General features: G+C 69.4%; 24 protein-coding genes. 8 read left to right on the top strand and 16 right to left on the bottom strand.

Translation table 11 applies throughout. The features are described 5' to 3' along the window. The first annotated feature begins 11 nt into the window (after positions 1-11). Positions 12-320: a hypothetical protein gene (locus tag E5679_RS12985; RefSeq protein WP_138416514.1), complete on the top strand. Its 309-nt coding sequence runs from the start codon at positions 12-14 to the stop codon at positions 318-320. A 72-nt stretch (positions 321-392) separates the two neighbouring features. Here E5679_RS12985 and E5679_RS12980 read toward each other — a convergent pair whose 3' ends face one another. From E5679_RS12980 to E5679_RS12970, 3 genes are all read right to left on the bottom strand, one after another. Next, positions 393-899, bottom strand: coding sequence for an O-acetyl-ADP-ribose deacetylase (locus E5679_RS12980; RefSeq protein ID WP_138416512.1), 507 nt, complete (start codon positions 897-899; stop codon positions 393-395). A 111-nt stretch (positions 900-1,010) separates the two neighbouring features. Beyond that, a complete protein-coding gene (locus E5679_RS12975; protein ID WP_249336115.1) occupies positions 1,011-1,736 on the bottom strand; it encodes an SDR family oxidoreductase in 726 nt (241 codons plus the stop codon). A gap of 10 nt (positions 1,737-1,746) precedes the next feature. Next, positions 1,747-2,664, bottom strand: a complete 918-nt coding sequence (locus E5679_RS12970; RefSeq protein ID WP_138416510.1) for a pseudouridine synthase — start codon at positions 2,662-2,664, stop codon at positions 1,747-1,749. A gap of 142 nt (positions 2,665-2,806) precedes the next feature. Here E5679_RS12970 and ppc point away from each other — a divergent pair, with 142 nt between their 5' ends. Next, positions 2,807-5,638, top strand: a complete 2,832-nt coding sequence (ppc, locus tag E5679_RS12965; RefSeq protein WP_138416508.1) for a phosphoenolpyruvate carboxylase — start codon at positions 2,807-2,809, stop codon at positions 5,636-5,638. Between the two features lie 127 nt (positions 5,639-5,765). Then, entirely contained in the window at positions 5,766-6,188 is a 423-nt protein-coding gene (locus E5679_RS12960; RefSeq protein WP_138416506.1) for an Hsp20/alpha crystallin family protein, read from the top strand. A 30-nt stretch (positions 6,189-6,218) separates the two neighbouring features. Here the strand turns inward: E5679_RS12960 and E5679_RS12955 are convergent, their stop codons facing one another. Beyond that, on the bottom strand, positions 6,219-6,899 hold the full coding sequence (locus E5679_RS12955) for a response regulator (RefSeq protein WP_171042376.1): 681 nt from the start codon (positions 6,897-6,899) through the stop codon (positions 6,219-6,221). Positions 6,900-7,024: 125 nt separating this feature from the next. On the opposite strand from E5679_RS12955, the gene E5679_RS12950 reads away from it, so the two are divergent. From E5679_RS12950 to E5679_RS12940, 3 genes are all read left to right on the top strand, one after another. After that, on the top strand, positions 7,025-7,354 hold the full coding sequence (locus E5679_RS12950) for an SHOCT domain-containing protein (protein ID WP_249336114.1): 330 nt from the start codon (positions 7,025-7,027) through the stop codon (positions 7,352-7,354). 89 nt (positions 7,355-7,443) lie between these two features. Next, complete coding sequence (locus tag E5679_RS12945) at positions 7,444-8,049, top strand: ArsR/SmtB family transcription factor (RefSeq protein WP_138416502.1); 606 nt, start codon at positions 7,444-7,446, stop codon at positions 8,047-8,049. After that, positions 8,046-8,768 (top strand): SRPBCC family protein, encoded by a 723-nt coding sequence (locus tag E5679_RS12940; RefSeq protein WP_138416500.1) that lies wholly within the window; start codon positions 8,046-8,048, stop codon positions 8,766-8,768. Before E5679_RS12945 ends, E5679_RS12940 begins: the two co-directional genes overlap by 4 nt. A gap of 4 nt (positions 8,769-8,772) precedes the next feature. Here E5679_RS12940 and E5679_RS12935 read toward each other — a convergent pair whose 3' ends face one another. The 3 genes from E5679_RS12935 to E5679_RS12925 are packed head-to-tail and all read right to left on the bottom strand — an operon-like array spanning position 8,773 to position 15,056. Next, the gene (locus E5679_RS12935) at positions 8,773-9,576 is read right to left on the bottom strand and encodes a DNA-formamidopyrimidine glycosylase family protein (RefSeq protein WP_138416498.1); all 804 of its coding nucleotides are present in this window, start codon (positions 9,574-9,576) and stop codon (positions 8,773-8,775) included. After that, positions 9,569-14,374, bottom strand: a complete 4,806-nt coding sequence (locus E5679_RS12930) for an ATP-dependent helicase (protein WP_138416496.1) — start codon at positions 14,372-14,374, stop codon at positions 9,569-9,571. The genes E5679_RS12935 and E5679_RS12930 overlap by 8 nt, the downstream gene beginning before the upstream one ends. Positions 14,375-14,411: 37 nt before the next feature. Then, positions 14,412-15,056, bottom strand: a complete 645-nt coding sequence (locus tag E5679_RS12925) for a DUF4232 domain-containing protein (RefSeq protein ID WP_138416494.1) — start codon at positions 15,054-15,056, stop codon at positions 14,412-14,414. A 449-nt stretch (positions 15,057-15,505) separates the two neighbouring features. On the opposite strand from E5679_RS12925, the gene E5679_RS12920 reads away from it, so the two are divergent. Then, entirely contained in the window at positions 15,506-16,864 is a 1,359-nt protein-coding gene (locus tag E5679_RS12920; RefSeq protein ID WP_138416492.1) for a wax ester/triacylglycerol synthase domain-containing protein, read from the top strand. On the opposite strand, the gene E5679_RS12915 is transcribed toward E5679_RS12920, so the two are convergent. From E5679_RS12915 to E5679_RS12885, 7 genes are all read right to left on the bottom strand, one after another. Then, positions 16,837-17,952, bottom strand: a complete 1,116-nt coding sequence (locus E5679_RS12915) for a sulfite oxidase (protein WP_138416490.1) — start codon at positions 17,950-17,952, stop codon at positions 16,837-16,839. The two genes, E5679_RS12920 and E5679_RS12915, sit on opposite strands and share 28 nt — an antisense overlap. 118 nt (positions 17,953-18,070) lie before the next feature. Beyond that, a complete protein-coding gene (locus tag E5679_RS12910; protein ID WP_138416488.1) occupies positions 18,071-19,231 on the bottom strand; it encodes a cation:proton antiporter in 1,161 nt (386 codons plus the stop codon). Between the two features lie 9 nt (positions 19,232-19,240). After that, the gene (locus E5679_RS12905; RefSeq protein ID WP_138416486.1) at positions 19,241-19,627 is read right to left on the bottom strand and encodes a hypothetical protein; all 387 of its coding nucleotides are present in this window, start codon (positions 19,625-19,627) and stop codon (positions 19,241-19,243) included. 76 nt (positions 19,628-19,703) lie between these two features. Further along, positions 19,704-20,114, bottom strand: coding sequence for a low affinity iron permease family protein (locus E5679_RS12900; RefSeq protein ID WP_138416484.1), 411 nt, complete (start codon positions 20,112-20,114; stop codon positions 19,704-19,706). Positions 20,115-20,239: 125 nt separating this feature from the next. Next, positions 20,240-21,862 carry a GMC family oxidoreductase gene (locus tag E5679_RS12895; RefSeq protein WP_138416482.1) on the bottom strand — a complete coding sequence of 541 codons (1,623 nt, stop codon included), beginning with the start codon at positions 21,860-21,862 and terminating at the stop codon, positions 20,240-20,242. After that, positions 21,859-22,503, bottom strand: a complete 645-nt coding sequence (locus tag E5679_RS12890; protein WP_138416480.1) for a gluconate 2-dehydrogenase subunit 3 family protein — start codon at positions 22,501-22,503, stop codon at positions 21,859-21,861. The genes E5679_RS12895 and E5679_RS12890 overlap by 4 nt, the downstream gene beginning before the upstream one ends. After that, positions 22,500-22,952, bottom strand: a complete 453-nt coding sequence (locus E5679_RS12885) for a hypothetical protein (RefSeq protein WP_138416478.1) — start codon at positions 22,950-22,952, stop codon at positions 22,500-22,502. The genes E5679_RS12890 and E5679_RS12885 overlap by 4 nt, the downstream gene beginning before the upstream one ends. A 78-nt stretch (positions 22,953-23,030) precedes the next feature. On the opposite strand from E5679_RS12885, the gene E5679_RS12880 reads away from it, so the two are divergent. Further along, the gene (locus E5679_RS12880) at positions 23,031-23,516 is read left to right on the top strand and encodes a MarR family winged helix-turn-helix transcriptional regulator (RefSeq protein WP_249336113.1); all 486 of its coding nucleotides are present in this window, start codon (positions 23,031-23,033) and stop codon (positions 23,514-23,516) included. A gap of 1 nt (position 23,517) precedes the next feature. On the opposite strand, the gene E5679_RS12875 is transcribed toward E5679_RS12880, so the two are convergent. Together E5679_RS12875 and E5679_RS12870 are read right to left on the bottom strand one after the other, a co-directional pair. Continuing rightward, positions 23,518-23,835 (bottom strand): hypothetical protein, encoded by a 318-nt coding sequence (locus tag E5679_RS12875; protein ID WP_138416476.1) that lies wholly within the window; start codon positions 23,833-23,835, stop codon positions 23,518-23,520. Continuing rightward, the gene (locus tag E5679_RS12870; RefSeq protein WP_138416474.1) at positions 23,832-24,851 is read right to left on the bottom strand and encodes an SDR family oxidoreductase; all 1,020 of its coding nucleotides are present in this window, start codon (positions 24,849-24,851) and stop codon (positions 23,832-23,834) included. The genes E5679_RS12875 and E5679_RS12870 overlap by 4 nt, the downstream gene beginning before the upstream one ends. Between the last annotated feature and the right edge of the window lie 28 nt (positions 24,852-24,879).

Raw genomic sequence — 24,879 nt, 5'->3', positions numbered from 1 at the left:
GAGTGGCCTTCATGCCCAGCTACCGCGCCGTTCTGCAGATCACAGGCCTCCGGCCAGGCAACCCGCCCGAGCGCGTGATGGAGGCCGCGGCCGAGGCTCTGGGCTCGCGACACCTGGTCGAGGCAACCCAGCTCAACGTGGTGCGGGGCGTTCCCGAGATCACCCTGCGCTTCCTTGTCGAGGCAGCGAACGACGACGACGAACTCGCCGCGGCGCGCGAGTCCGCCTTCGCGATGCACGACGCCGTGGAGGACGTCGCGACGACAGGTCGCCTCAGGCTGTTGCGCCAGCGGCGCGGGAAGTGGGTGCCCGTCGGCTGATCGACTGCTCCACGACTGTCGTTATGAGCCCCCAAAACGTCAGTTATGGAGCAATCGATGGGGGAGTTGGCGTCACGAAGCGGCCACGAAGACGTCCGCCATGTCCGGCGTGCGGAGGACAAACTCAACCAACTCGACGGTCTCGGTGTCAGCTCCACGGACCGCGTCCACGGCGGTGCGAGCGACCACGCGGGGGTCCCAGCCGTAGATGCCAGCGGAGATCGCCGGGAAGGCGACGGACGTTGCGCCCAGCCTGTCGGCGAGGGTAAGGCTCTCCTCGAAGGCGGAGTGGAGGAGGTCCGGGTCTCGCTGCCCGGCATGCCAGTTGGGGCCGACGGTGTGGATCACCCAGCGGGCCGGGAGCCGGAAGGCGGGGGTCGCAACGGCGTGCCCCACGGGGAGCCCGTCGCGGTACTCTTTCTCGCGCAGTGCCTGGCACGCCGCAAGGAGCTCTGGGCCGGCGGCCCGATGGATGGCGCCGTCGACCCCGCCGCCCCCGAGGAGCGAACTGTTGGCGGCGTTCACCATCGCGTCGACTCGACGGGTGGTGATGTCACCCGTGACAATGTCGATCCTCATGCGACCAGTTTGTCCCATAACTGGATTTGCGCCAATGGTCCCTGAGGGAACGAGGGAACGAGGGAACGAGGGCACTGAGGCGCGAAGTCGGGGAGTCGCCCCGCGGAAGCCTTACCGCTGCCCGATGGGCGTGATGACGAGCTCGTCGATGCGGACGTGCGGCGGGCTGTCCAGGACGAACTGGACTGAGCGGGCCACGTCCTCGGCACTCAGCATGGACGCGCGCTGTTCCTCGCCCGGCACATTCGGCCGGAGGGACAGGAACTCGGTGTCCACGTCGCCGGGACAAAGGTGGCACGCCTTGATCCCATTTGGGCCCTCCTGGTCGTTGAGGGACGCCACGAGCATGCCGAGCGCCGCCTTGCTCGACATGTAGGCGGCACCCGCGCCCGGGGTGAAGCGCCACGCGGAGTACGAGGAGACCACCACAATGCCGCCACGCCCGAGCGACCTCATCCCTGGGAGCACCAGGTCGATGACGCGGGCCACGGCTGTGAGGTTGGTGTCGACAATGGTGGAGAATTCCTCCAGGGACTGGTCCGCCCAGGTCCGCCGTGGGGCGTTCAGTCCCGCGGCAATGACGACGTCGGTGACTGGACCCCATTCGTCGACGATGCGGTCGTGAGCTTCGCGCAGCGCGTCAATGTCCCGCACGTCGACCGGAACCTCGAGCGCTTCGCCTCCCTCCTCACGGAGGGCTTCGGCAACCGCGGCGACCGCCTCGGCTCGTCGCCCGCTGACCGCGACCGTCCACCCGGACCGAGATGCCGCGAGCGCCGCCGCACGTCCCATGCCGCTTCCGCCGCCCGTGACCCACAGAATCTGTTGATTTCCCACGGACGCAACCCTAGACCGCCGGCGCTTCCTTCAGTTCGAGCTGGCTGCGGAACTCGATCTCGCGCCCTGTGAACGGATCGCGGAAGCGGATCGCGCGGGCGAGGAGCTGGAGGGGCTTGTCGTAGTCGTCGGGCGCCTTGTCGAGGAGGACGGGGTAGAAGGGGTCGCGCAGGATCCCCAGTCCCAGCCCGGCCATGTGTACGCGGAGCTGGTGCGTCTTGCCCGTATGGGGCTCGAGCCGGAACAGCCCGCGATCGGCCGCAGCACGGGCGAGGCTCACCCGGGTCTCCGCATTCGGCTCGCCCTCCACGACCCCCGCGAGCAGGTAGTCGCGCGACTTCACCATCCGGTTGCGCACGACGACGGGCGAGGCGAATCGCTGGGCCGTTTCGGGGCCGATGAGCGACACGCATTCGTACTCCTTCTCCACGTGCCGCCGCTCGAAGAGCACCTGGTACTTCCCGCGCGTCTCGGGGTTCGCGGCGAAGAGGAGGACGCCGGCGGTCATCCGGTCGAGGCGGTGGATGGGCACGAGGTCCGGGAGGTTGAGTTCGTTGCGGAGCCGCACCAGCGCGGACTCCTGGATGTAGGTGCCGCCGGGCGTCGTGGGGAGGAAGTGGGGCTTGTCGACGACGATGAGATGGTCGTCGCGGTGGAGCACGCTCAGCTCGACGGGGAGCCGCGCCTCCGTCGGGAGGGTCCGGTAGTACCAGATGAAGGTGTGCTCATCGAGAGGGGTGCGCCGATGCAAAGGCGAGCCGTCCGCCGCGACGATCTCGCCGTCGTCGAACCTCCTGAGGATTCCCTCGGGGTCCACGTGCCCCCAGCGGTGCAGCATGTAGTCGAGCGCCGTCTCCCACGGTCCCTCGGCGGGGAGGCGCAGGCGTGTCGCGTTGACGCCGTCGCGCACGGGGAGGGGGGATTTCACGGCTTCAAGGATACCGGGCCAGCATGCGGACGCCCCGAGCGCGCGCGCAGAACGCTGCGGTATCCTCAGGCGCTGAGTAAACCCCCAGGCTCACAGTATCCGGCGTCGCGTACGAGCCCCGAATCCCCTGTGGAGTGCCCGCATGCCCCCGTTCTCCTCGCTTGACCACGCAGATGTGACCTCTGGTCCGGGCCCCGCGGCCGAGCTGCGCGCCGACGTCCGCCGCGTCTCGACCCTCCTCGGCGAGTCCCTCGTCCGGCAGCACGGGCCGGAGCTTCTGCGGCTCGTCGAAGAGGTGCGGCTCCTCACGAAGGAGTCCAAGGAAGCAGCGCGGGGAGGCGCGGGTGCGCTGGGGCCGTGGAACGCGGCCGACGTCGCAGCCCAGGTCCGCGAGCTCCTCGCCTCCCTGCCGCTCGACGAGGCGACTGAGCTGGTGCGCGCCTTCGCGTTCTACTTCCATCTTTCGAACGCCGCTGAGCAGCTGCACCGGGTGCGGGAGCTCGGCGAGCGTCGCGAGGACGAGGGCTGGCTCGCCGCCGCGGTGCGGGACATCGCCGAGCAGGCTGGGCCCGAGGTGCTTCAGGAGGTCGTGGACTCGCTCGATGTGCGTCCGGTGTTCACGGCGCATCCTACCGAGGCATCGCGACGCTCGGTCCTGGACAAGCTGCGTGCCGTTTCCAACATCCTCTCTGTGCCTTCGGCCGAGGGCACAGGCCTTCGTCACCGGCAGGACCGCCATCTGGCCGAGATCATCGACCAGATGTGGCAGACGGACGAGTTGCGGCAGGTGCGGCCCACGCCCGTCGATGAGGCACGCAACGCCGTCTACTACCTCGGGCAGATCCTCACTGGGCCGCTCCCCGAGGTGCTCGACGAGCTCTCCGGCCGACTCGCCGAGCACGGGGTCACTCTTCCCGCGACGGCGTCGCCGCTGCGCTTCGGCTCGTGGATCGGCGGCGACCGTGACGGCAACCCGAACGTCACCCCCGATGTCACCCGTGAGATCCTTGCGCTCCAGAATCAGCAGGCCGTGCGGATCGCTGTGCAGCTCGTGGACGAGCTGATCAGCTTCCTCTCGAACTCGACGGCGCTCGCCGGCGCCGAGCCCGAGCTCCTCGAGTCGATCGACGCGGACCTCGCCAAGCTGCCAGGCCTCGACAAGCGAGTCCTCGAGCTGAACGCGCAGGAGCCGTACCGGCTCAAGCTCACGTGCATCAAGGCGAAGCTCCTCAACACGGGCCGCCGTGTCGCCGCTGGGACGGCTCACGAGCCGGGCCGCGACTACGCCGCGACGAGCCAGCTCGCCGAGGACCTCGCCGTGCTCGACCGTTCCCTCCGCCTGCACGCGGCACAGCTGGCGGCCGACGGCGTTCTGGCCACCGTGCGCCGGGTCGTCGCCTCGTTCGGACTCCACCTCGCGACGGTCGACATCCGCGAGCACGCTGACTACCACCACGAGGCCGTGGGGCTCCTCCTCGATCCGCTCGGCGAGCTGTCCCGCCCGTATCTCGAGCTCCCGCGGGCCGAGCGCCGCCGGGTCCTCGCGCTCGAGCTCGGAAGCCGACGCCCACTGTCCGGGCACCCGGTCGAGCTGCCGGGCCACGCGGCTCGTGTGTACGAGACGATGCGCGTGATCCGTCAGGCCCGGCGCGTGTACGGGCCGGACGTCATCGAGACGTACATCGTGTCGATGACCCGCGGCGCCGACGACGTCCTGGCCCCCGCGCTCCTCGCCCGCGAGGCCGGCCTGGTGCGGCTATACGGGGATGCGCCGTACGCGCACATCGGCTTCGCGCCGCTGCTCGAGACGGTCGAGGAGCTGCGGGCCTCGGCCGAGATCATCGACCAGCTGCTCTCGGAGCCGGCATACCGCGAGATCGTGCGCCTGCGGGGCGACGTGCAGGAGGTCATGCTCGGGTACTCGGACTCCAACAAGGAATCCGGCGTGCTCACGAGCCAGTGGGAGATCCACAAGACGCAGCGCAAGCTCCGCGATGTCGCAGCTCGTCACGGCGTGAGGCTGCGGTTGTTCCACGGGCGCGGCGGCTCAGTGGGCCGCGGCGGAGGCCCGACCTACGACGCGATCATGGCCCAGCCGAACGGGGTCCTCGAGGGCGAGATCAAGTTCACCGAGCAGGGTGAGGTGATCAGCGACAAGTACTCGCTGCCCGAGCTCGCGCGGGAGAACCTCGAGCTGTCGCTTGCAGCTGTCATGCGCGGTTCCGCCCTTCACCGCGCCCCGCGCACCACCGTCGACGAGCGGGAGCGCTACGCCGACCTCATGGACCTGATCTCCGACGCCGCTTTCGCGAGGTATCGGAAGCTCATCGACGATCCGGACCTTCCCGCGTACTTCGTTTCCTCGACGCCGGTTGAGCAGCTCGGGCAGCTCAACATCGGCTCCCGGCCCTCGAAGCGGCCTGACTCCGGTGCGGGGCTCGAAGGCCTCCGCGCCATTCCGTGGGTGTTCGGCTGGACGCAGTCGCGCCAGATCATCCCAGGCTGGTTCGGCGTCGGCTCGGGGCTTCGCGCCGCGCGGGAGGCTGGGAAGGACGCGGAGCTCCGCGAGATCATGGAGCGCTGGCCGTTCTTCCAGTCGGTCATCTCCAACGTCGAGATGACGCTCGCGAAGACCGACCTCGAGATCGCCTCGCACTACGTCTCGTCGCTCGTGCCGCGCGAGTTGCACCACATCTTCGAGGACATCCGTGCCGAGTACGAGCTCACGGTTGTCGAGGTGGAGCGGCTGACGGGGGAGCGGGACCTCCTCGAGGCAGCGCCGACCCTCAAGCGCACCCTGGAGATTCGCGACCAGTACCTCGATCCGATCAGCTACCTCCAGGTCGAACTCCTGCGGCGCATCCGCGAGCAGGCCGACGCGGACGTTTCGGGCAAGGAGATCGACGAGCGGCTCCAACGCGCCCTGCTCATCACGATCAACGGCGTCGCGGCTGGCCTTCGCAACACGGGGTGACCTCAGGTTCCGACCTTTCGGCCGTTCCGAACTGAGGCCACCTCGTTCCAGACTGGAAGTGGCAAGGGGCGGTGCCTCTTTGCTGCAGGGTGCTGGACATTGAGGTGCGTCAGGAGAGGGAGGCACGATGTCAGATTTGACCAGGTGGTTCGACCCGCGCAAAGGCCCGTTCGATCTGTTCGAGCGGCTCTTCGAGGGTGAGGGAGGGACATCGGGGATCAAGGTCGAGGAGCACATGGACGGCAACGACCTGGTGGTCCGCGCTGAGCTCCCCGGCGTTGACCCTGAGACGGACGTCGACGTGAGCGTCGCGGACGGTGCGCTGACGATTCAGGCGCGCCGCGAGGAGAACCAGGAGCGCAAGGAGAAGTACGGATACCGGAGCGAGTTCCGGTACGGCTCGTTCTCCCGTACGGTCAGGCTCCCCGAGGGGGCCACTGCGGATGACGTGAGCGCGACCTATACCGACGGCGTCCTCGAGGTCAGGGTCCCCGTCCCCGAGCAGAAGGCGCAGCAGATTTCGACCAAGATCCACGTCAAGCGCGCCTAGCTGGTCTTGCCCATTCAGCGGGAGTCAGGTCTATCGAGGGACTTGGCTCCCGCTGTCATGTGCCCGGTTCTGCGCGATGAAGAGCGCGGCCTGGGTGCGCCGTTCGTAGCCGAGCTTCGCAAGCAGCGACGAGACGTAGTTCTTGACCGTCTTCTCCGCGAGAAACAGCTGAGTCCCGATCTCGCGGTTGGTCAAACCTTCGCCGATGAGCTCGAGGACCCGGCGCTCCTGGGGGCTCAGGAGCTCAAGACGGGGGTCGACGTGTACGGCGGGAGCCAGCCCGGCTACGATCTTGGCCTTCACCGCAGGGTTGAACAACGACTCTCCACGGGCGGCCCTCCGCAACGCCGTCACCAGTTCGGTCCCGCGGATCTCCTTGAGCACGTAGCCACTCGCCCCCGCGAGGACGGCACCGCGGAGCGACTGGTCGTCGTCGTAGCTCGTGAGCATCACACAGGGGAGCGACGGGTCGACGGCGTGCACGTCCCGGCACACCTCGATGCCAGTCCCGTCGGGGAGCCGGACGTCCAGCACTGACACGTCGGGGCGGAGGGCGGGGATTCGGCGGGCGGCCTCGGCGGCGCTGCCTGACGTTCCGATGACCTCGAAGCCCTCGTCCTCGAGCAGCTCTTGCAGGCCGCGACGGACCAGCTCGTGATCGTCCAGGATGAAGACCCGCAGTCTGCCGTCCTGATTCTCTGCGTTCGGCATGACGTGTCCCTCCGCCATTCTTCCGTGCCGGCGCCGACTCCTTCAGCTGCTCCATTCTTTCCCAGCTTTCCCAGACTCAATAGGGACTTTGGGTCGTACTCTGTGGTCAGGCAGGCTGCATTGTCGTGGCCCGCCCATGGGACGGAGGTCTGGCGATGATCTACTCGGGCGGCATGGGCGTGGGTGGAATCTGGCTCATCATCCTGCTGGTGATCGTGATTGCGCTGCTCGTGCTCATCGCGGTGCGGCTCTTCACCGGTCCCGCTCAGCACTGGGACAGGCGGACACCCCCGCCCGCTGTCCCCCCGATGCCCGGGCATCCGCCGGGCATGCCCCTCGACACGCCGCCTGCGGCTCAAAACCGGGCCAGGGACATCTTGGACGAGCGACTGGCACGGGGCGAGATCACCCCTGAGCAGTATCGGGAGCTGAGGCGGGCGCTCGAGGAGCAGTAAGCCGGACCGTTGCTCTGCGTTCGGACAGGAGCGCACCGACTGTAAATCTGGCCTTGACAAAAAACTTTGTCGGTAGCCACACTGGAGGCATGCAAGAGGTCATCGTCATCGAGGACGCGGCTGCGGCCGCCGTGAGTCTGGATCCGCTCCGGGCCACACTCCTGCGCGAGCTCGCGGAACCGTCCTCGGCGGCCGGCCTCGCCGCGAAGGTCGGCCTTCCCCGCCAGAAGGTGAACTACCACCTGCGCGCCCTTGAGGAGCACGGTCTCGTGGAGCTCGTCGAGGAGCGGCGCAAGGGCAACGTCATGGAGCGCGTGCTGCAGGCAACGGCGGCGGCCTACGTCATCTCGCCGGCCGCGCTCGCAGCGGTGGAGCCGGACCCCATCGGCCTCCGCGACCGCTTCAGCGCGTACTGGCTCTTGGCACTCGCCGCGCGAATGGTCCACGAGGTCGGCCGTCTGATCAGCGGCGCGACGGCGGCGAAACAGCAGCTGGCGACCTTCGCGGTCGACGGGGAGATCACCTTCGCCTCCGCCTCGTCCCGTGCCGCCTTCGTCGAGGAGCTGGGCCGCGAGATGGCCCGCCTCGCCGCGAAGTACCACGAACCCCACGCGCCCGGCGGCCGCAGGCACCGGCTCGTCGTCGCGCTCCACCCCAGTCTCAAAACGGAACCCCACGAGGAGATTCAGCCATGAGCCACGAATTCGAGATCGTCCAGGACGTCCTCATCAAGGCAACGCCCGAGCAGATCTGGAAGGCCGTCACCGAAAACACATCCGCCTGGATGTTCCCCACTGAGCAGTGGCCGGCCGTCCGGACCGTCGACGACTACCCCAAGCACCTCGTGTCCCGCATGGAGGGGCCGGACGGCTGGTACAACCAGCTCGAGCACGTTCTCACCCCAGGCCCGGACGGCACCTACCTGCACTACGTCCACTCCGGGGTGATGACGGACAACTGGGAGCAGCAGTACGACGGCGCCGCCAAGCACACCGTCTTCTACCTCCACACCCTCGGCCAGTACCTCGAGCACTTCGACGGACGCGCCGTCGCCTACAGCGAGGTTCGCGGCCCCGATGCGGCCGCGGAGCCCGACGCCTTCGAGCGGTTGGTAAAGCACCTCGGCCTCGACGCCTCGATCGCGGGTGAGAAGCGCGAACTACCCCTCCCCACCCTCAACGTCGTTGCGCCGGACCACATCGAGACCACCATCGATTTCCGCAACGACAATTTCCTCGGCCTGCGCACCGAGAATGCGCTCATCCGAGTCTTCGGCCGCAACGCGTTCGGCGACCGCGTGGGCCTCACCGTCCACGATTTCTCGCTCGACGGCGCCACCCCGGAGGAACGAGCCGAGCGCGGGCAGGCGAACACCGCGGCGTGGACCGAGTGGCTCGCGGACATCTACGCCTGACGCATCACGGCGCGGGCTGGCAGCGCGGGCAGAAGTAGATGTCCCGCTCCCGCTGCACGTCCTCGCCGAGGGTCCCGTGCTGGATCCGCGTGTGGCAGCGCAGGCAGGGCTGCCCGGCCCGACCGTACACCCACGAATCATTCCGCGGCCCGAATCCGCCGGTCGTGTTCCGCGAGCGGCCCTTGTTCGCCTCGAGCAGCCGCTTGGCGGTCGCGATGAGACCCGGGAGGTCCCGCACCGCAGAAACCGGCGCCGCAGGGTGGACCCGCGCGAGGAAGCACAGCTCGTTCCGGTAGATGTTCCCGATCCCAGCGAGGTTTCGCTGGTCCAGGAGCGCGAGGCCGACGGCGCGATCCGGTTGCGCTCGCAGGTTCGCCTCCGCTTGGGCCGGGTCCCAGTCCGGCCCGAGCAGATCGGGCCCGAGATGGCCGACGACGGTGCCTTCCTCCGCGGTCGGGATCACCTCGAGCACGCCGAGAGAGAAGCCGACGGCGCTGACACCGTCCTCAGCTCTGAGCACAGCCCGCGCTGTATGGGCCGGTTTCCTCCATCGCTCGCCCGGCCCGTAGACCTGCCAGCTCCCCTCCATCTTGAGGTGCGAGTGGATGCTGAGTGGGCCTTCGCCGTCGGGGGCGGCCAGACGGTGCAGCAGGTGCTTTCCCCGAGACACGACCTCGAGGACGGTCCAGCCGGTGAGGTCGAGGGTCGCGAACGCGGGGACCCGGAAGTCGGACTGCGTGAGCCGCTTCCCAGCGAGGGCGGCGTGCATGCGGGTGGCGGCCTGCCAGACGTTATCGCCTTCAGGCACGGATCCGCACTCCTCGTGGCGTCGAGTAGGCGCCCGCGGAGGTGAGGGCGTGGGCCAGGGGCGTGTCGAGCAGGTCCCGTCCGTTGACCTTCTCCATGACGAGCTTGTCGACGGCGCCCGATCGGACAACCCCGACGAGCGCCTCGGCCGCAGGACCCAGCACCTCGGGGTCGTCCGTGAAGGCGAGCAGTGTCTTGCCGCCGCGCTCCACATAGAGGGCCAGGCCGCCGTCGACCATCACCACGAGCGCGCCGGCCTTCCGCCCCGGGCGGTGACCTGTAGCGGCGTCGGCGACCTCCGGCCAGGCGAGGGCGGCGCCGTAGGGGTTGGCGGGGTCCGTTGCGGCGAGGGCGAGGCTTCGTCGTGGCCGGGAGGGGCCGTCCTGCTCGGACACGTCGTCCCGAGAGTAGGAGCGGAGCCGGTCGACGGTCGCAGGGACGGCGAACTGTGCGGCCCCGAGCTTCTCCACGAAGTAGCCGCGGCGGCACTTCCCGGCTTCCTCGAGCCGCGACAGCACCTTGTAGAGCAGCCCGAATCCGCCCGTCACATCCTCAGCCATGACCGATCCGCGGGTGAGCACGCCGTACCGGTCCATGAGCAGCTCGGCGAGGGCGTGGGTCTTGATGGTCGGGTCGAGCTGGACCTGCGGCACCGCCGACCAGCGGCCGGCGGCCATGGGCGGAGCCGCGGTGGAGGGAGCGTCGAAGCCGAGCCCGGCGACGGCGCCAAGACGCCCAACGCGCGGAAGGCGACCCCCGCGCAGAGAGGCCCCTCGGCCTCCGCCGTACGTCCGGGCCCGCGGCGTGCGGGAGGGCTGACGGTGGGCCGTGTGGCCGCCGTCGAGCATTGCCCGCACGGGTGCGAAGGTGTCGCCGGTGACCCGGCCCGCCCACACGAGGTCCCAGAGCGCCTGCATCGCGGCCTCGTCGGTCAGCACAGAGTCCGGGCCCCCGGCTGCTTCGGCAAGCTGCCGGAAGAAGTAGCCTCCGCCACCGGCGAGGAAATCGAGGAGGCGCTGCTGGGCGTCGTCGGGCGTGAAGTCTGGATCGGGCGAGAGCGTCAGCGGTGCGGAATCCGCGAGGTGCAGGCTGACCCAGCCGTCGTTCCCAGGGATCGCGCCCGCGCCGGTCCACAGGATCTCGCCGCTGGCCATGAGCTCGTCGAGCAGCGAGGGCGAGTAGTCGGAGACTCGCCGCCGCAGGACCAGGGACTCCCAGGCGCTGGCCGGGATCGGCACCCCGGCGAGCTGGTCGACGACGGTCAGCACGCCGTCATGCCCCCGCAGTGACCCGCGCCCCTCCTCGCCGATGTGCTGCCACGCCGCGAGGAACCGCGCGAAAGTGGGCTGGTCCACGGGCTCGACGTCAGCCCGCAATGCCGCGAGCGACCGCCGCCGGATCCTCCGCAGCACCTCCGCGTCGCACCATTCGCCGGCCTGCCCGGTCTTGGGCGCGTCCCCCGTCGCGGGCCGGAACGTCCCCTCGATGACCCGGCCGTCCGCGGCGAGCCGCTTGAGGGTCGAATGGACGACGGCGACCCCGAGTCCCAGCCGCGCCGCCGCCTCGCCTGCGGTGAACGGACCGTGGGTGCGGGCGTAGCGGCCGACGAGGTCACCCAGTGGATCCGCGACCGGCTCGATGAAGGCGAGCGGGACGCCGATGGGGAGCGGGACGCCGAGGGCGTCCCGGAGCCTGGACGCGTCCTCGATCGCGGCGTAGCGCTCGTTTCCGGCGATCGAGACGGCGAGGGCGCGCTTGCTGGCCACCAAGTCGTCGAGATACGTGCCCGCGTCTCCGTCCTCGGACTCCCGGAGGCGCTCGGCGACTTCCGCGACCGACAGCGGGCCCAGAAGCCTCAACAGGTCCGCTGTGCCCTCGACCCCGGCGAGCTTGCGGTCCTCAGCCAGCCGCTGCAGCTCGCGTTCGGTCTGCTCGATGACTTTCGAGTCGAGCAGTTCGCTCAGCTCGGCGCGGCCGAGGAGTTCGTTGAGGAGCGTCGAGTCGAGGGACAGGGCGGCGGCGCGGCGCTCGGCGAGGGGCGAATCGCCCTCGTACAGGAACTGGGCCACGTAGCCGAAGAGGAGCGACCTTGCGAACGGGGACGGCTGCGGCGTAGTCGTCTCAACGAGCCGGAGCTCGCGCCGTTGCATTGCGGCGGCCACGTCCTTGAGGGCCGGCAGGTCGTAGACGTCCTGGAGGCACTCGCGCACGGCCTCGAGGATGATGGGGAACTGCGGGTATTTCTTCGCGACGTCGAGCAGCTGGGACGCGCGCTGCCGCTGCTGCCAGAGGGGCTGGCGCTTCGCGGGGTTCTGTCGGGGGAGCAGGAGCGCCCTCGCCGCGCATTCGCGGAAGCGAGCCGCGAAGAGCGCTGAGCCGCCCACTTCGTCGGTGACGATTCCCTCGAGCTCCTCCGGCTCGAACACGAACAGCTCCGCCCCCGGCGGCTCGTCCTCCATCATGGGCACGCGCAGGACGATGCCGTCGTCGGCCGCCATCGCCGAGCCGTCCACGCCGTAGCGCTGGCTCAGCCGTTGGCCGATTGCAAGCGCCCACGGCGCGTGAACGGGCATGCCGAAGGGGGAATGCAGCACCACGCGCCAGTCGCCGAGCTCGTCCTGGAACCGCTCCACCACGAGGGTCCGGTCGCTCGGCACCACGGACGTGGCCTGCTTCTGCTCGTCGAGGTACTGGAGGAGGTTGCTGGCTGCAAACGCGTCGAGGCCCGCTGCCTCGATCCGGCCGAGCGCCCGCTCGCGGTCCGCGCCCGAGACCTCTCGCTGGAACGCACCCAGGGCGCGGCCCAGCTCAACGGGCCTGCCCACGCCGTCGCCCTTCCAGAAGGGGAGCTTGCCCGGCTGGCCGAACGCAGGGGAGACGAGGACGCGGTCGTGCGTGATGTCCTCGATCTTCCAGCTCGTGGCGCCGAGCGCGAACACGTCGCCCACCCGCGATTCGTAGACCATCTCCTCGTCGAGCTCGCCCACGCGGCGCCCGCCGCGCGCGGCCTCCCGTGCCGATCCCTCCTCTTCCGTGCCCACGATGTACACGCCGAACAGCCCGCGGTCGGGGATCGTTCCGCCCGACGTCACAGCGAGCCTCTGTGCCCCCGGCCGGCCCTCGATCGTGCCCTCGTCCCGGTCCCAGATGATGCGAGGACGCAGCTCGGCGAACTCGTCGCTCGGGTACTTGCCGGACAGGAGGTCGAGCGTGGCCTCGAACGCCGAGCGTGGCAGGGTCGCGAACGGCGCCGAACGGCGCACCACGTCGAACCACTCCTCGACGTCAACGGGCCCCAGTGCTGTCGCTGCCACGGTCTGCTGGGCCAGGATGTCGAGCGGATTCGCCGGGATGCGGAGCGCCTCGATCTGACCCGCGAGCATGCGCTCGACGGTGATTGCCGTGTGAACGAGGTCCGCTCGGTGCTTCGGGAACAGGACACCCTGGCTCACTTCGCCGACCTGGTGCCCCGCCCGACCCACGCGCTGCAGCCCGGAGGCGACCGACGGCGGCGACTCCACCTGGATCACGAGGTCCACGAGTCCCATGTCGATCCCGAGCTCCAGACTGCTCGTCGCAACGACGCACCGCAGCCGCCCAGACTTGAGATCGTCCTCGATCTGGGCGCGCTGCTCCTTCGACACCGAGCCGTGGTGTGCGCGCGCCAGCACGGGGTCCGCACCCGCCGTCTGGCCCGCTTGCGCCATCATCTCCGCGGGCGTCCTCGTGGCGGGCTTCTCGGGAACCGGCTCGTCCCAGACCGACGCCGCGAGCTGCCGCTCGCCATAGATCTCGTTGAGCCGCCCGGTGAGCCGTTCGGCCAGTCGACGTGAGTTCGAGAAGACGATCGTCGAGCGGTTCGCGAGGATGAGGTCGACGATCTTCTCCTCCACATGCGGCCAGATCGAGGCCTGCGGCTGGAGGCCGGTCGCCGGACCAGTGTCGTGGGCGGCGGCTGCGGCCTGAAGGTCGCTCATGTCCTCCACAGGCACAGTCACCGTGAGCTCCCAGGTCTTCGCGGCGGGTGGGGCCACGATCTCGCAGGGAGCCTGCCCCGCGAGGAACTGCGCGACGATCTCCCGCGGCTCTACCGTTGCCGAGAGCCCGATGCGTTGCGCCGGCTTCGGCAGAACCGCGTCGAGCCGTTCGAGCGAGACGGCGAGGTGGGCGCCGCGCTTCGTGCCCGCGACCGCATGCACCTCGTCCACAATGACCGTCTCGACGCCCGCGAGGGTCTCTCGTGCTTGCGACGTCAGCATGAGGTACAAGGATTCCGGCGTGGTGATGAGGATGTCCGGGGGACTGCTCAACAGTGCGCGCCGATCGGACGCCGAGGTGTCACCAGAGCGCACGCCAACGCTCACGTCTGGGACGGGGGAACCGAGCCGCCGCGCCGTCTGGGAGATCCCGATGAGCGGGGCGCGCAGGTTGCGCTCCACGTCCACACCGAGCGCCTTGAGCGGCGAGATATAGAGGACCTTGGTGAGGTTCTTGCTCTTGGACGCACGACGGCGGGGGCGGGCCAACCCCGGCAGCGCACCGTCGTCGTCGGCCTCTTGGGCGGGGGCTGCTGACTCGTGCCGCATGAGGCGGTCAAGGGACCAGAGGAAAGCGGCGAGGGTCTTGCCGGAGCCTGTCGGGGCCACAACGAGGGCGTGCCGACCCGACGAGATCGCCTCCCAGGCGCCCGCCTGAGCCGGGGTGGGCTCGCGGAACGCCCCCAGGAACCACTCGCGGGTGGCCGCGCCGAAGCGCTCGAGCACCCCAGCCGTGGGGGCGGGAGCGTTTCCGGGCGTCATGGGACCATCATCCTCCACCCGCCCGACAGAATAACGGCTACATCGGCTGGAAGGCCTTGAGGGTCAGGAGGTGGATGCCCGCCTCGCTGCACGCAGTCTGCGGGTCGGCGATGAAGAGGGAGCCGTAGTCCTCCGGCGGGTAGATGCGGAGGCCCGCGGCCTGGACCTGGGTGCAGCTTCCCGCGTAGAGGCCGGGCTGGGTGTAGCCGAAGTCTGCGGCTCCGGCTTGCCCCGGGTTCAACACGATGTCGACGACGGCCGCGGACGTATCGCGGTCCGCAGGAGCGCCGATGGGGTCACCGGTGGGACCGTTCGTCAGGGACAGGCCCGCGAAGCCACTCAAGAGGCACGGAGTGGAGCCGGTGTTGGTGAGCACGATCTTCGCGTAGACGTGGCCGGCGGCCCCGCCTGCCCCCTGACCCAGGGACGCCGAAAGCTGGGTCGAGACGCATCGCGCCGGAAGTCCGCCAGCGTTCGCGCTCGACGTGGGCGCCGCCGTCGTGCTCGAAGGCGCCGACGCGCTCGGTGAGGACGAAGCGGACGCCGACGCGGACGTCGTCGGGCTCGACGTGCTCGGGCTCGCGCTCGTCTGGCCGGTGGCGTTATTGCCGCATGCGGAGAGGGAGAGGGCGCTGACGAGCAGCGCGGAGGCAAGAACCGCGGGGCGCAGAAGGCGTGTCACAGTCCCACGATTCACTCCAGTAACACCAGCGTCAAGTAGTGACAGCTTTTGTCACAAGAACGTTAGGAACGGGGCCGCGACCGAAGGGGCGACGAAGAGAGGAAGAATTGCGTGACTGATTCGAGGTCAAGCACGACGGCGCCATGTGGTCGAACTCGAACGATGCCATCGGGCAGGCTACGCCTACGTGTTACTCCTTGGCGCTGATCCGGTCAGGTATCGTGGGGCCTGCAAAGGTTCCACCCCGCCGATAAGAACCCCTGGGTTCTGCCGCCTGGCTAGGCGGGGTGGTCGTTTTTCATCGAGTCCCCGCCGACGTTTGATTCCGATATGTCGAACATGCGGCAATGCCGGAGGTGGGCGTCCGCGCGGTGCGCGTTGTGGATAACCCGAGACGAAACGGGCCGTTCGGCACTTGGGTGGAAGGCCCGGGCGCCTCAAGCTGAAGCATGCGGCCCAGCATCGATCGCGTCACGCCCAACGACCTGACCGTGATGGCCTCGGACCGCGGCCCGGTTCCGATGCACATGGCGGCGATCCTCGAGTTCGCTGAAGACGGTGCCGCGGCCCCCGACTTCGCTGAGATCTCGGCCGCCCTGGCCCAGCGGATCCGGCGGGTGCCGCGCCTGCGTCGTCGCCTCCTCAAGACGCCGCGGGGGTGCGGGCGACCGATCTGGGCAGACGACCCGGACTTCAGCGTGGCGCGTCACTTCTCTGAAGAGGTCGTCGCCGACGGCCGCGAGGGAGTCCTTCGCGTCGCCGCCAGCCTGGCCTGTACGCGTCTCCCTGCCGACCGGCCGCCCTGGACCGCTCGGTGGATTCGGGATGCGTCCGGCGGGCCGCCCTCGCTGGTCTTCGTGCTGCATCATGCGATGGCGGATGGCTTGAACGGGCTCGCCGTCCTTGCCGCGCTGGGCGATGGCGGCCGGGAGCCTGAGCACGACCGCTTCCCGCAGCCACTGCCTCGCCCAGGCGAGCTCGGCAGAGAGGCCTGGCTACACCGCGTGGCCGCGTTGCGTCACGCGCCGACAGCACTGGCCCGCGGCCTCCGCGGTCTGCGTGAGCTCGGGCTCTCATCACGCCACCGCCTGCGCGCCACGCCGACGTCGTTCAATCGGCCCACGGGTCCCCGCCGCCGCATCATGACCGTCACCCTGCCCCTGAGACAGATCCTCGACGCGGCCCACGCCCGCGGCTGCACCCTCAACGACCTGATCCTTGTGGCCGTCGCGGGGGCGATGGCGTCCGTTCTTCGCTCCCGGGGCGAATCACCCGGGCCGTTCGTGGTGTCCGTGCCCATCTCCTCAGGAAGAGGGACCGACGTGGGCCGGCTCGGCAATGCGGCCGGGGTCGCCCCCGTCGAAGTGCCGAGCGCTCCGGATCCCGAGGTTCGACTGCAGCGCGTCGTGGAGCAGACCGTGGCCCGCAGAATGGCGGCACGAGGTGCGGAGGCGCGCGGAACGTCGGCCGGTCCCCTTGGCGTGGTCTTCCGGGCGTTGGCCCGCGTGGGGGTCTTCCAGCGCTACATCGACCGGCAGCGGCTCGTGAACACGTTCCTCTCCAACATGCGGGGCCCGGCCGAGTCGATCAGTATTGCCGGGCACCGTATCGCTTCGATCGTGCCGATCACCCTCACCCCAGGAAACGTGGGCGTCTGCTTCGCCGTGGTCTCCTACGCCGGAGAGCTGGTAGTGACCGTCCTGGCGGACCCGGACATCGTTCCGGACATCGCCGAGCTGACCGGCGGGCTCTCGGACGAATTGCGCAGCCTTACTGAGCCCTACCGCACCTCTACCTCGACCACCTGAACGGAATTGTTCCCCATCCCGCGCAGGTTCCAGGGCGTCTCCAGAGGCTGCACGGCCCCCGAGGAATCCGTGGCCCGCACGGCCAGAGCATGGACCCCCGGCGTCGCCACCCACGGGAACGACCACCCCACCCATGCGAAGGCGCCAACAGAAGCGTCGAGATGCGCGTCAGCCCACACCCCGTCGACGGCAACCTCGACCCGGGCAATACGACCGTCGCCGGACCACGCTCGCCCCCGCAGCATCGTCGGCCCTGCATCCACGATCCGACGCCGCGTCAGGAAGTCCGGAATCCCGGGAGGCACCATGAGCGAACGGACCCTGATCCGCGAGACGGGAGTGCCGCCGTCGTCCGCGTCCTGCTGATAGCGGTAGGCAACGGCCTGCTGGTACCCGGCGAAGGGCTCCGTCGAAGCGGAGATGGACCGGAGCCACTTGACGCTCGCCATGCCGTACCAGCCCGGCACGAGGAGTCGCACGGGGAAGCCGTGCTGAGGCGGCAGGGGGCGGCCGTCCATCTCGTAGGCGAGGAGGACGTCGTCGGCCATCGCGTCGGCAACGGTGAGGCTACGTGCGTACTGATGCTCCACGCCCTCCTGCACGCCGCGGTCCTCGCCCTCGAAAACCAGCTCGACGGCGTCGGGCAAGAGCCCCGCCTCCGCGAGCAGCGGCGCGAGGGGAGTGCCGGTCCACTCCGCGGTGCCGAACGCGCCGAGGTCCCAGGGCTGGCTGATGGGACGTGGGTTCAAGCGCGAGCGGCCGTTGCCCGCGCATTCGAGCGTGACGGTCAGGGTGCGCCGCGGCTTGCGCTGGAGGTCGCTGAGCGTGAGCGTGAGCGGGTGCTCGACGGCACCGCCGATCGTGAGTCGCCATGAGACCGGGTCGATCTCGGGGACGTCGAAATGCGTGAGCACGTAGTGCATTCCGGGCGGCGTGATGGGCCAGCGGAGTGCTTCGAGGGGCGCTTCGTGGTTGCGGAGGCCGAGGATGAGCTCCTCGTGCGAGACGGGTGCGGGAGGCGGCGGGGGCGGAGGCGCAGGGGGAGTGTGGTGCTGCGGCCGGTGCTGGGCGGTGATCTTGGCTCGCATGCAGTCAGTGTGGGCGCGCCCGCCCCGGATCTCAATGGCTGCTTGTCCGCGCGGAACCCGCTCCTCCGCGCCGGACCCGGCGCGGAGGAGCGGGGAAGCCGCGGCTATGCTCCCAACCTCACGAAACGCTGGTCTCGGGCACCGCGGCCCCCGACGGCGGCCGGCGCGCGGCAAGACTTGCGGCCGCCGTCGTCGTCAGGATGGTGACGAGCGCGCCCAGCAGCAGCGCGGCGTCCTCGCCGGGTGCCAGGACGCCGAGGCCCCGCCCGATGGTCGCCGCCGCGACCGGCACGCCGAGCTGTGCGGCGGAGGCCGTGGCGAACGCGAGCGGCAGCCCCGCGAGCCGCGCTGCAGCATGGGCGACGACGGCGCCCACCCCCAGCAGGAGGCCCAGTCCGATCATCTCGGGATGGCCGGCGAGCTGGCGGAGGTCGATCGACGCCCCGAGCCATACGAAGAACACCGGCCCGAGGAATCCATCGTTGAGCGCGAACAGCTGCCGCGCGAGCCGCCGCGGCTCGCCCACCGCGGACACGGCGAGCCCGAACGCGAAGCCCGCGAGCATGATCGAGACGCTGAAGAACACGGCGAGCCCCGCGAGCGCGAAGAGGATCGCGAGCTGGATCCTCAGCTCGAGCGCGAACTTCCGCTCCTCGGAGAGGTGATGCACCCGCTGCCGCGCGCCGTTGGCTTCGAAGTGCCTCAGGAGCCACCAGACGACGACGGCGCACCCCGCCACCGCGAGCGCCCCCAGAGCCTTGGGGCCGGCGTGGGAGGGGTCGACGGCGAGCGGGAGCGCGACGATGGCCGCGACGTCCGCGAGGGCTACTTGGGCGGTGAGCTCGAGGACCGACGGCCCTTTGAGTGCGAGGGAATCGAGGATCGGCAGGACGAGCGCCGCGGACGAGGAACCCATGAGCACCGCATACAGGGGTGCCTTCGCGGAGCCGAGCAGCAGGGCGATCCCTGCGCCGAGCGCGATGGCGACGACCGCGACGAGCGCCGCCCGCAGCGCGCCCTTGCCGATGGCCGCGCGGATGGTCCGGTCGCGGATGGGCACGTGGGTGCCGGAGACGAACATCATGAGCGCGAAGCCGATGTCCGCGAGGAACGTCAGCGTCGAGTTCCCGGAGTCGACGCAGTTGAGCAGGGTTTTCCCGACGACGACGCCGGCCAGCAGCTCCCCGAGCACGAGCGGCAGGTGCCACGAGCGTCTCGCGGCGAGCGCGGGCCCGAGGAGCGCGACGACGCAGATGAGCGAGAGCTCCGCGAAGGACAATGCGGAGCCTCAGTCCACGGCCGCTGGCAGCTCGGCGATCTTCACCGGAATGTCCGTGTTCTCGTCAGTGTGGTAGCTCGCGCAGACGCGGTGGTAGCCGTCCGCGATCTGGAGGGGGAAGCCGAGCGCGAGGTTCCCGCGCACCAGCAGGATCGGGGAGAGCTTCTCGCCCCGGCGGATCTTCTCGAGGTCGGCCTGGACGTGGGGGTTGTCCTCGTTGAGCAGCTCGAGCCGGGAGGCGCGCAGGATGTCCTTCGCCTTCTGATGGGTGACGGGCGCGTCCTTGAGGGCCTTGACGATGGATTCGACTTCGTCCGGGTTGGCGACCAGGGCCAGATACGCGGCGGCCGCCGGGTAGTCGTGCTTCTCCGGCTCCTCGAGCCATTTGACTGACACGGGCTGCTCCTTTCGGCGGGGCTTGCCGCATCATACGCCGCGCCGGAGGCCACCCCTAGGCGAAGAACTCACCTCTTCAGGCGTCTCCCCCGGAGGAGGCGCCGCTGGGTTCCTTCGACGCTTCCTCCTCCAGGAGCTTCCGCTGCTTGTCGAGCTCCTTTTCGCCTTCCTGTTCCGCCTCGTACAGCTTCGCGTTGCTGATCTGCAGTTCGCGCATGATGGCGTCGAGCTTGAGGTGCAGCGCGGCGGTGTCGCGGTTCTGGGTGTTTTGGATGATGAATACCATCAGGAAGGTCACAATCGTGGTGCCCGTGTTGATCACAAGTTGCCACGTGTCGGAGAAACCGAGGAGCGGCCCGGTCAGCGCCCAGGCGACAAGGACGGCAACCGCCGCTGCGAACACCCACGCGTGGCCGAGAATCTTCGCGGTCTTCGACGTGAATCGGGTGAAGAAATCGGGCTTGCGGCCCTCGTCTGCGCTGGTCACTGTGCTCTCATCACTCCTGACTGTTGTGGGGCAGGAATTCTTGGGCCTTGGTCTTGACCCCTTCCCTAATAATGCACTGGCGAAGGCGTGAGAGCAGGTAGTCGGCCACGGTCTGGGAAGCCATGTCAGTCTCCTTTTACGAGGATTGCTGCGGTGCGGGCCGCGAGGGCCATGATGGTCAGGGCCGGGTTGGCGCTGCCCTGCGTGGGCAGCACGCTCCCGTCGGTGATGTAGAGGTTGGGGATCGCGAAGCTGCGGCACGAGGAGTCGACCACTCCGTGATGTTCGTCCGCCGCCATGCGCGCCCCGCCCACGAGGTGGGCGTAGCGCTTCACTGTCATGGTCTCCTCGGCGCCGGCCGCGGTGAGGATGCGCTCCATGACGGACTGCGCAGCCTTCAGCAGCTGCTGATCGTTTTCGCATTGGCTGTACGAGAACTTGGCCACCGGGAGCCCGTGCCGGTCCTTCTCCTCGGAGAGGGAGACGCGGTTCTCCGCCAGGGGAAGGAACTCGCAGAGGGCGCCGAGGCAGGCCCAGTGGGGATAGTCGCTCATGTAGCGGCGCAGCTCGGCACCCCAGTGCCCTTGGGCCATGACGTGCTCGGCCCACGTGATCGGAAGCGGCGAGACGGTCTGGATCGAGAAGCCGCGCTTGTATGGCTTCGACGGGTCCGTCTCGTAGAACTGCTCAGTGCTCACCTCCGGCGGGGGCGCCTTGTACATCCGCACCTCTGCGGCGAACCGCCCGGCCGTCTGCGGCGCGCCTTGGACCATGAGGTAGCGGCCCACTTGGTCGAAGTCGTTGCACATCCCTTCCGGGAAGCGCGCGTTGGCCGAGTTCAGCAGGAGCCGCGGGGTCTCGATGGAGTAGCCGGCGACGGCGACGATCCGGGCGCGCTGGAAGCGTTCGACGCCGGCCCGAACGTAGTGCACCCCGGTCGCCTTCCCGGTCCGCTCGTCGAAGCCGATGCGGGTCACCATGGAGTCCGCCCGCACCTCGGCGCCGTGGGCGAGGGCGTCCGGGATGTGGGTGATGAGTGGGGAGGCCTTGGCGTTGACCTTGCAGCCTTGGAGGCAGAAGCCTCGGTAGATGCAGTGAGGCCGGTTGCCGAAACGGCCGTTCGCGATGGCCACGGGCCCGACCTTCGCGGTGATCCCGCTCGCGAACGCGCCCCTCAGGAAGATCTCGCCGTTCCCGGACACCGGGTGTGGCCGATACGTGTACTTGTGCGGGTCACCCCACGGCCAGGCCTCGCCCGCCACCGGGAGCTCCTCCTCGATGTCCTCGTAGAAGGAGCGGAGATCTGAATACCCGATGGGCCAATCGGCGCCCACGCCGTCCGCTGTGAACGTGTGGAAGTCGCTCGGATGGAACCGCGGCGTGTAGCCCGCGAAATGCACCATCGAGCCTCCCACCCCGCGGCCGGAGTTGTTCGAGCCGAGCGGGACGGGATCTGTGCCATCGATGACCCGCGGCTCGGTCCAGTAGAGGTGATGCGATCCGGCCTCGTCGCTGACCCAATCCCGTTCAGGGTCCCAGAAGGGCCCAGCGTCGAACCCGACCGCGGTCCACCCGGCGCGGGCCAGACGCTGCAGCATCGTCGACCCGCCGGCGCCGCAGCCCACGATCGCAATATCCACCTCGTCCTGGTCCTCGAAGCGCCGCATGTCCTTCCGCAGCCCGTGGTCGACCCCGGGACGTGGCGGGAGCAGCCAAGCCGAGGAGTTGCGCTCGCGGACGGCGCTCATCCGTCGCCTCCCGCGTTCGCTGCGGGGTCTTGGGCCGGGCGCGCGTCGCGCACCTCGAACGGCTCGAGCCGGTCGAGGCCCAGATTCTTGTACCCGCGCGGGTACGCGGGACCGGGGAAGCCAATCTCGTCCCACGCCCAGGGGTGAGAGTAGAAGGCCGTGCAGGCATAGCGGGTCCAGAGACTCCACACCCTGGCCGCCGTCATGCCGTGCCACTTGGCGTACCCGAGATCCTGGACGGCCCGGAGCAGAGACGCCTGCTGGTCCAGCGTCACCTCGGGGAAGCCCTGGCCGTGCCGCTCGGTCGCGTCCTGATCCAGGGCCGCGAGCGTCTCGCGCCAGGCCTGGCCGTCTTCTGGCAGGTCCGCGTACCGCCATCCGTCGGTCTCCGCCTCGGCCAGACGGCTGTCCACCATGTTCACCACGGGAACTCGGGGGTCCGAGTGCTGGTCGAGCAGCTGATCGAACAGTGCCCTGGCCACGGCCTCTTCCCGTGCCGTGAAGAAGCGGATATCCGGCGGGAGGCCCAGCCGGACCAAGACAGCTCCCTGCGTCGCCCTGTCCCAGTGGTCCGACTCATCCACCGAGCTGAAGCCGGGGTAGCGTTCACCGCCATCGCGCGGTGACAGGGGAAGGCTCACTTCTCCCTCCTCAGCACCGCGGCGAGCAGTCCCATCCCGCCGACGAGGGTCACGAGCAGGGGAGCAAAGAGCGGCGGACCCATCTCCACGTTGTAGCGCAGGTTCGAGAACCCTCCGGGCTTCTGGGCGATGCCGCGCAGATGCAGGTACGTGCCTTGGAGGCCGTTGGCCACGATCGCAGCGCTGGCCACGGGCAGCGCGGTCTTGGCCATCCGGCGGCTGAACACCCCCGCGACCCCGGCGGCCGCGCCGACGGGACCGAGCGCCACGGGCGCCCACATCCACGGATTGCCGAAGCTCGCCTTATCGTGTTCGAGGTAGATCTCGGCGGCCGTCACCAGGGCGCCGGCGGCCGTCAGCGCCGAGAGGGATCGCTCGAATCGGCCTGTCTCGACGTTTCTGAGCAGCCGGTCGATCCCGTGCCGGACGTCGTCGGGCGTGTTTCGCATCTGCGGCTCCTTTCCTACAAGACGACTGTGGTTGCGCAAGCTTTGCGATGACGCAACGGACGGGGCGATACTGGGCGTGTGGAGAAAAGTACCTTCCGGGGTCGACGTGAGCAGGTCGACGCCGTCCTGCGAGCGGCAGATGTGCTGCTCCACGTGGCCGCACAGTCGGTGGTGGAGGTCGAGGACATCGTCACTACCCCGCAGCTCCGCGTCCTCGTGCTCATCGCGCTCCAAGGCCCGCAGAACCTCGGCGCCGTGGCCAGGGAGCTCGGAGTGCACCCCTCCAACGCAACGCGCACCTGTGAACGCCTGGTGGTGGCCGGGCTGCTCAGCCGCCGGGAGGACCCAGCCGACCGCCGCTTCCTCCAGCTCGATGTCACCGATTCCGGACGCGACCTTGTGGAGTCCGTGATGGAGCATCGCCGGAAGGCGATCGCCCAGGTCATCGAGAACATTCCGGCCGCCTCCCGCGAGAGCGTCGCCTCGGCGATGGCCACCTTCGCGAACGCTGGGGGAGGGCTCGGCACCGCGGACGGCCGATTCACCCTCGGCCTCAACAGCTGATTCACCGGAATTCCCCGGCCGCAAACGCAAGCGCGATCGCGGCATTCACAGTCGCGGCCCGGCGCCGTTCTGGGTCGAAGGCGGCGAGCCCCACCATCGTGAGCGCGTGCAGCGTGTCCACACCGCCCCCGAAGTGGTGCACTGTTCGCCCGCCGCGGGCTGTCACGGCGGCCTGCAGGAGGTGCCGCGCGCCGAGTATCCGGATGGCTTTCCGCGCGCGGGCGTCCGGCGTGGTCCCGACGAGCAGACGCTCCACCGTCCCCGGAAGGAGCAGTTCGGCGGCTCCGTAGGCCGCCCGAAGCGTCTCGAGCGGCCTCATCGCGAAGCCCGCCCCATGAGGGTGCCGACGGCGGCCGCGGCCCCTGCGAGGACCGCACCCGCCGCCGCGGCCACCACGCCGTGATGCTGCGAGGCCATGAGCTGGTAGCTGCGGGAGGAGGATTTGTTGTCGAAGATGCCGTGGGTCCCGAAGTCGCGCGAGGCGTCGGCGGGCTCCCACAGGTTCACGGGCTGGTTCGGGTCACGACGGTCCGGGGTCTGCTGGGCCTTGAAGCCCGTCTTCGCAAGATAGCGGTCCAGGACCCCGGGCATGATCGCGTTGGCGATGAGGGTGGCGGCTGTGCTCCCGCCCACCCAGTACTCGCGGCGCTCGGGATGCGCGGCGGCGTGGACCACGCCCTTCGCCGCGATCTCGGGCTGGTAGATCGGCGGGACCGGCTGGGCCTGGTTCGGCAGGCGTGAGAGCACCCACGAGAACTGCGGGGTGTTCACGGCCGGCATCTGCACCATGGTGGTGCGTATCCCGCTCTTCTCGTGCAGCAGCTCGGTCCTGAGCGATTCGTTGAAGCCCTGGATTGCGTGCTTGGCCCCGCAGTACGCGCTCTGCAGCGGAATCCCGCGGTACGCGAGCGCCGAGCCGACCTGCACGATGGTCCCGCGGTTCCGGGGTCGCATGCGCTTGAGCGCCGACATCGTTCCGTACACGTACCCGAGATAGGTCACCTCGGTGACCCGCTTGAATTCGTCGGGCTTGATCTCGTCGAACTTCGAGAACACGGACGTGAAGGCCACGTTCACCCACACGTCGATTGGCCCGAGCTCGCGCTCGACGCGCTCCGCAGCGGCGTCGAGCGCTTCCGCGTCGGCGACGTCCACCGAAATGGTGAGCGCGCGCCCGCCCGCGGCCTCCACCTCCGCGGCAGCCCCAGCGAGCCCGGCCTCGCCGCGCGCAAGGAGGGCGACGGCGTCGCCCTCCTTCCCGAAGGCGATCGCCGACGCGCGGCCGATCCCCCCGCTCGATCCGGTGACGACGACGACGCGACGTGCTCTGCGCATGTGGACTTCTCCTTCGGCTTTCGCGGGC

The sequence above is a fragment of the Sinomonas gamaensis genome (genome assembly GCF_005876955.1).
GTDB classification, from domain to species: domain Bacteria; phylum Actinomycetota; class Actinomycetes; order Actinomycetales; family Micrococcaceae; genus Sinomonas; species Sinomonas gamaensis.
The sequence above is the reverse complement of the archived record's forward strand: the minus strand, read 5'-3'. Positions and strand labels throughout refer to the sequence as shown.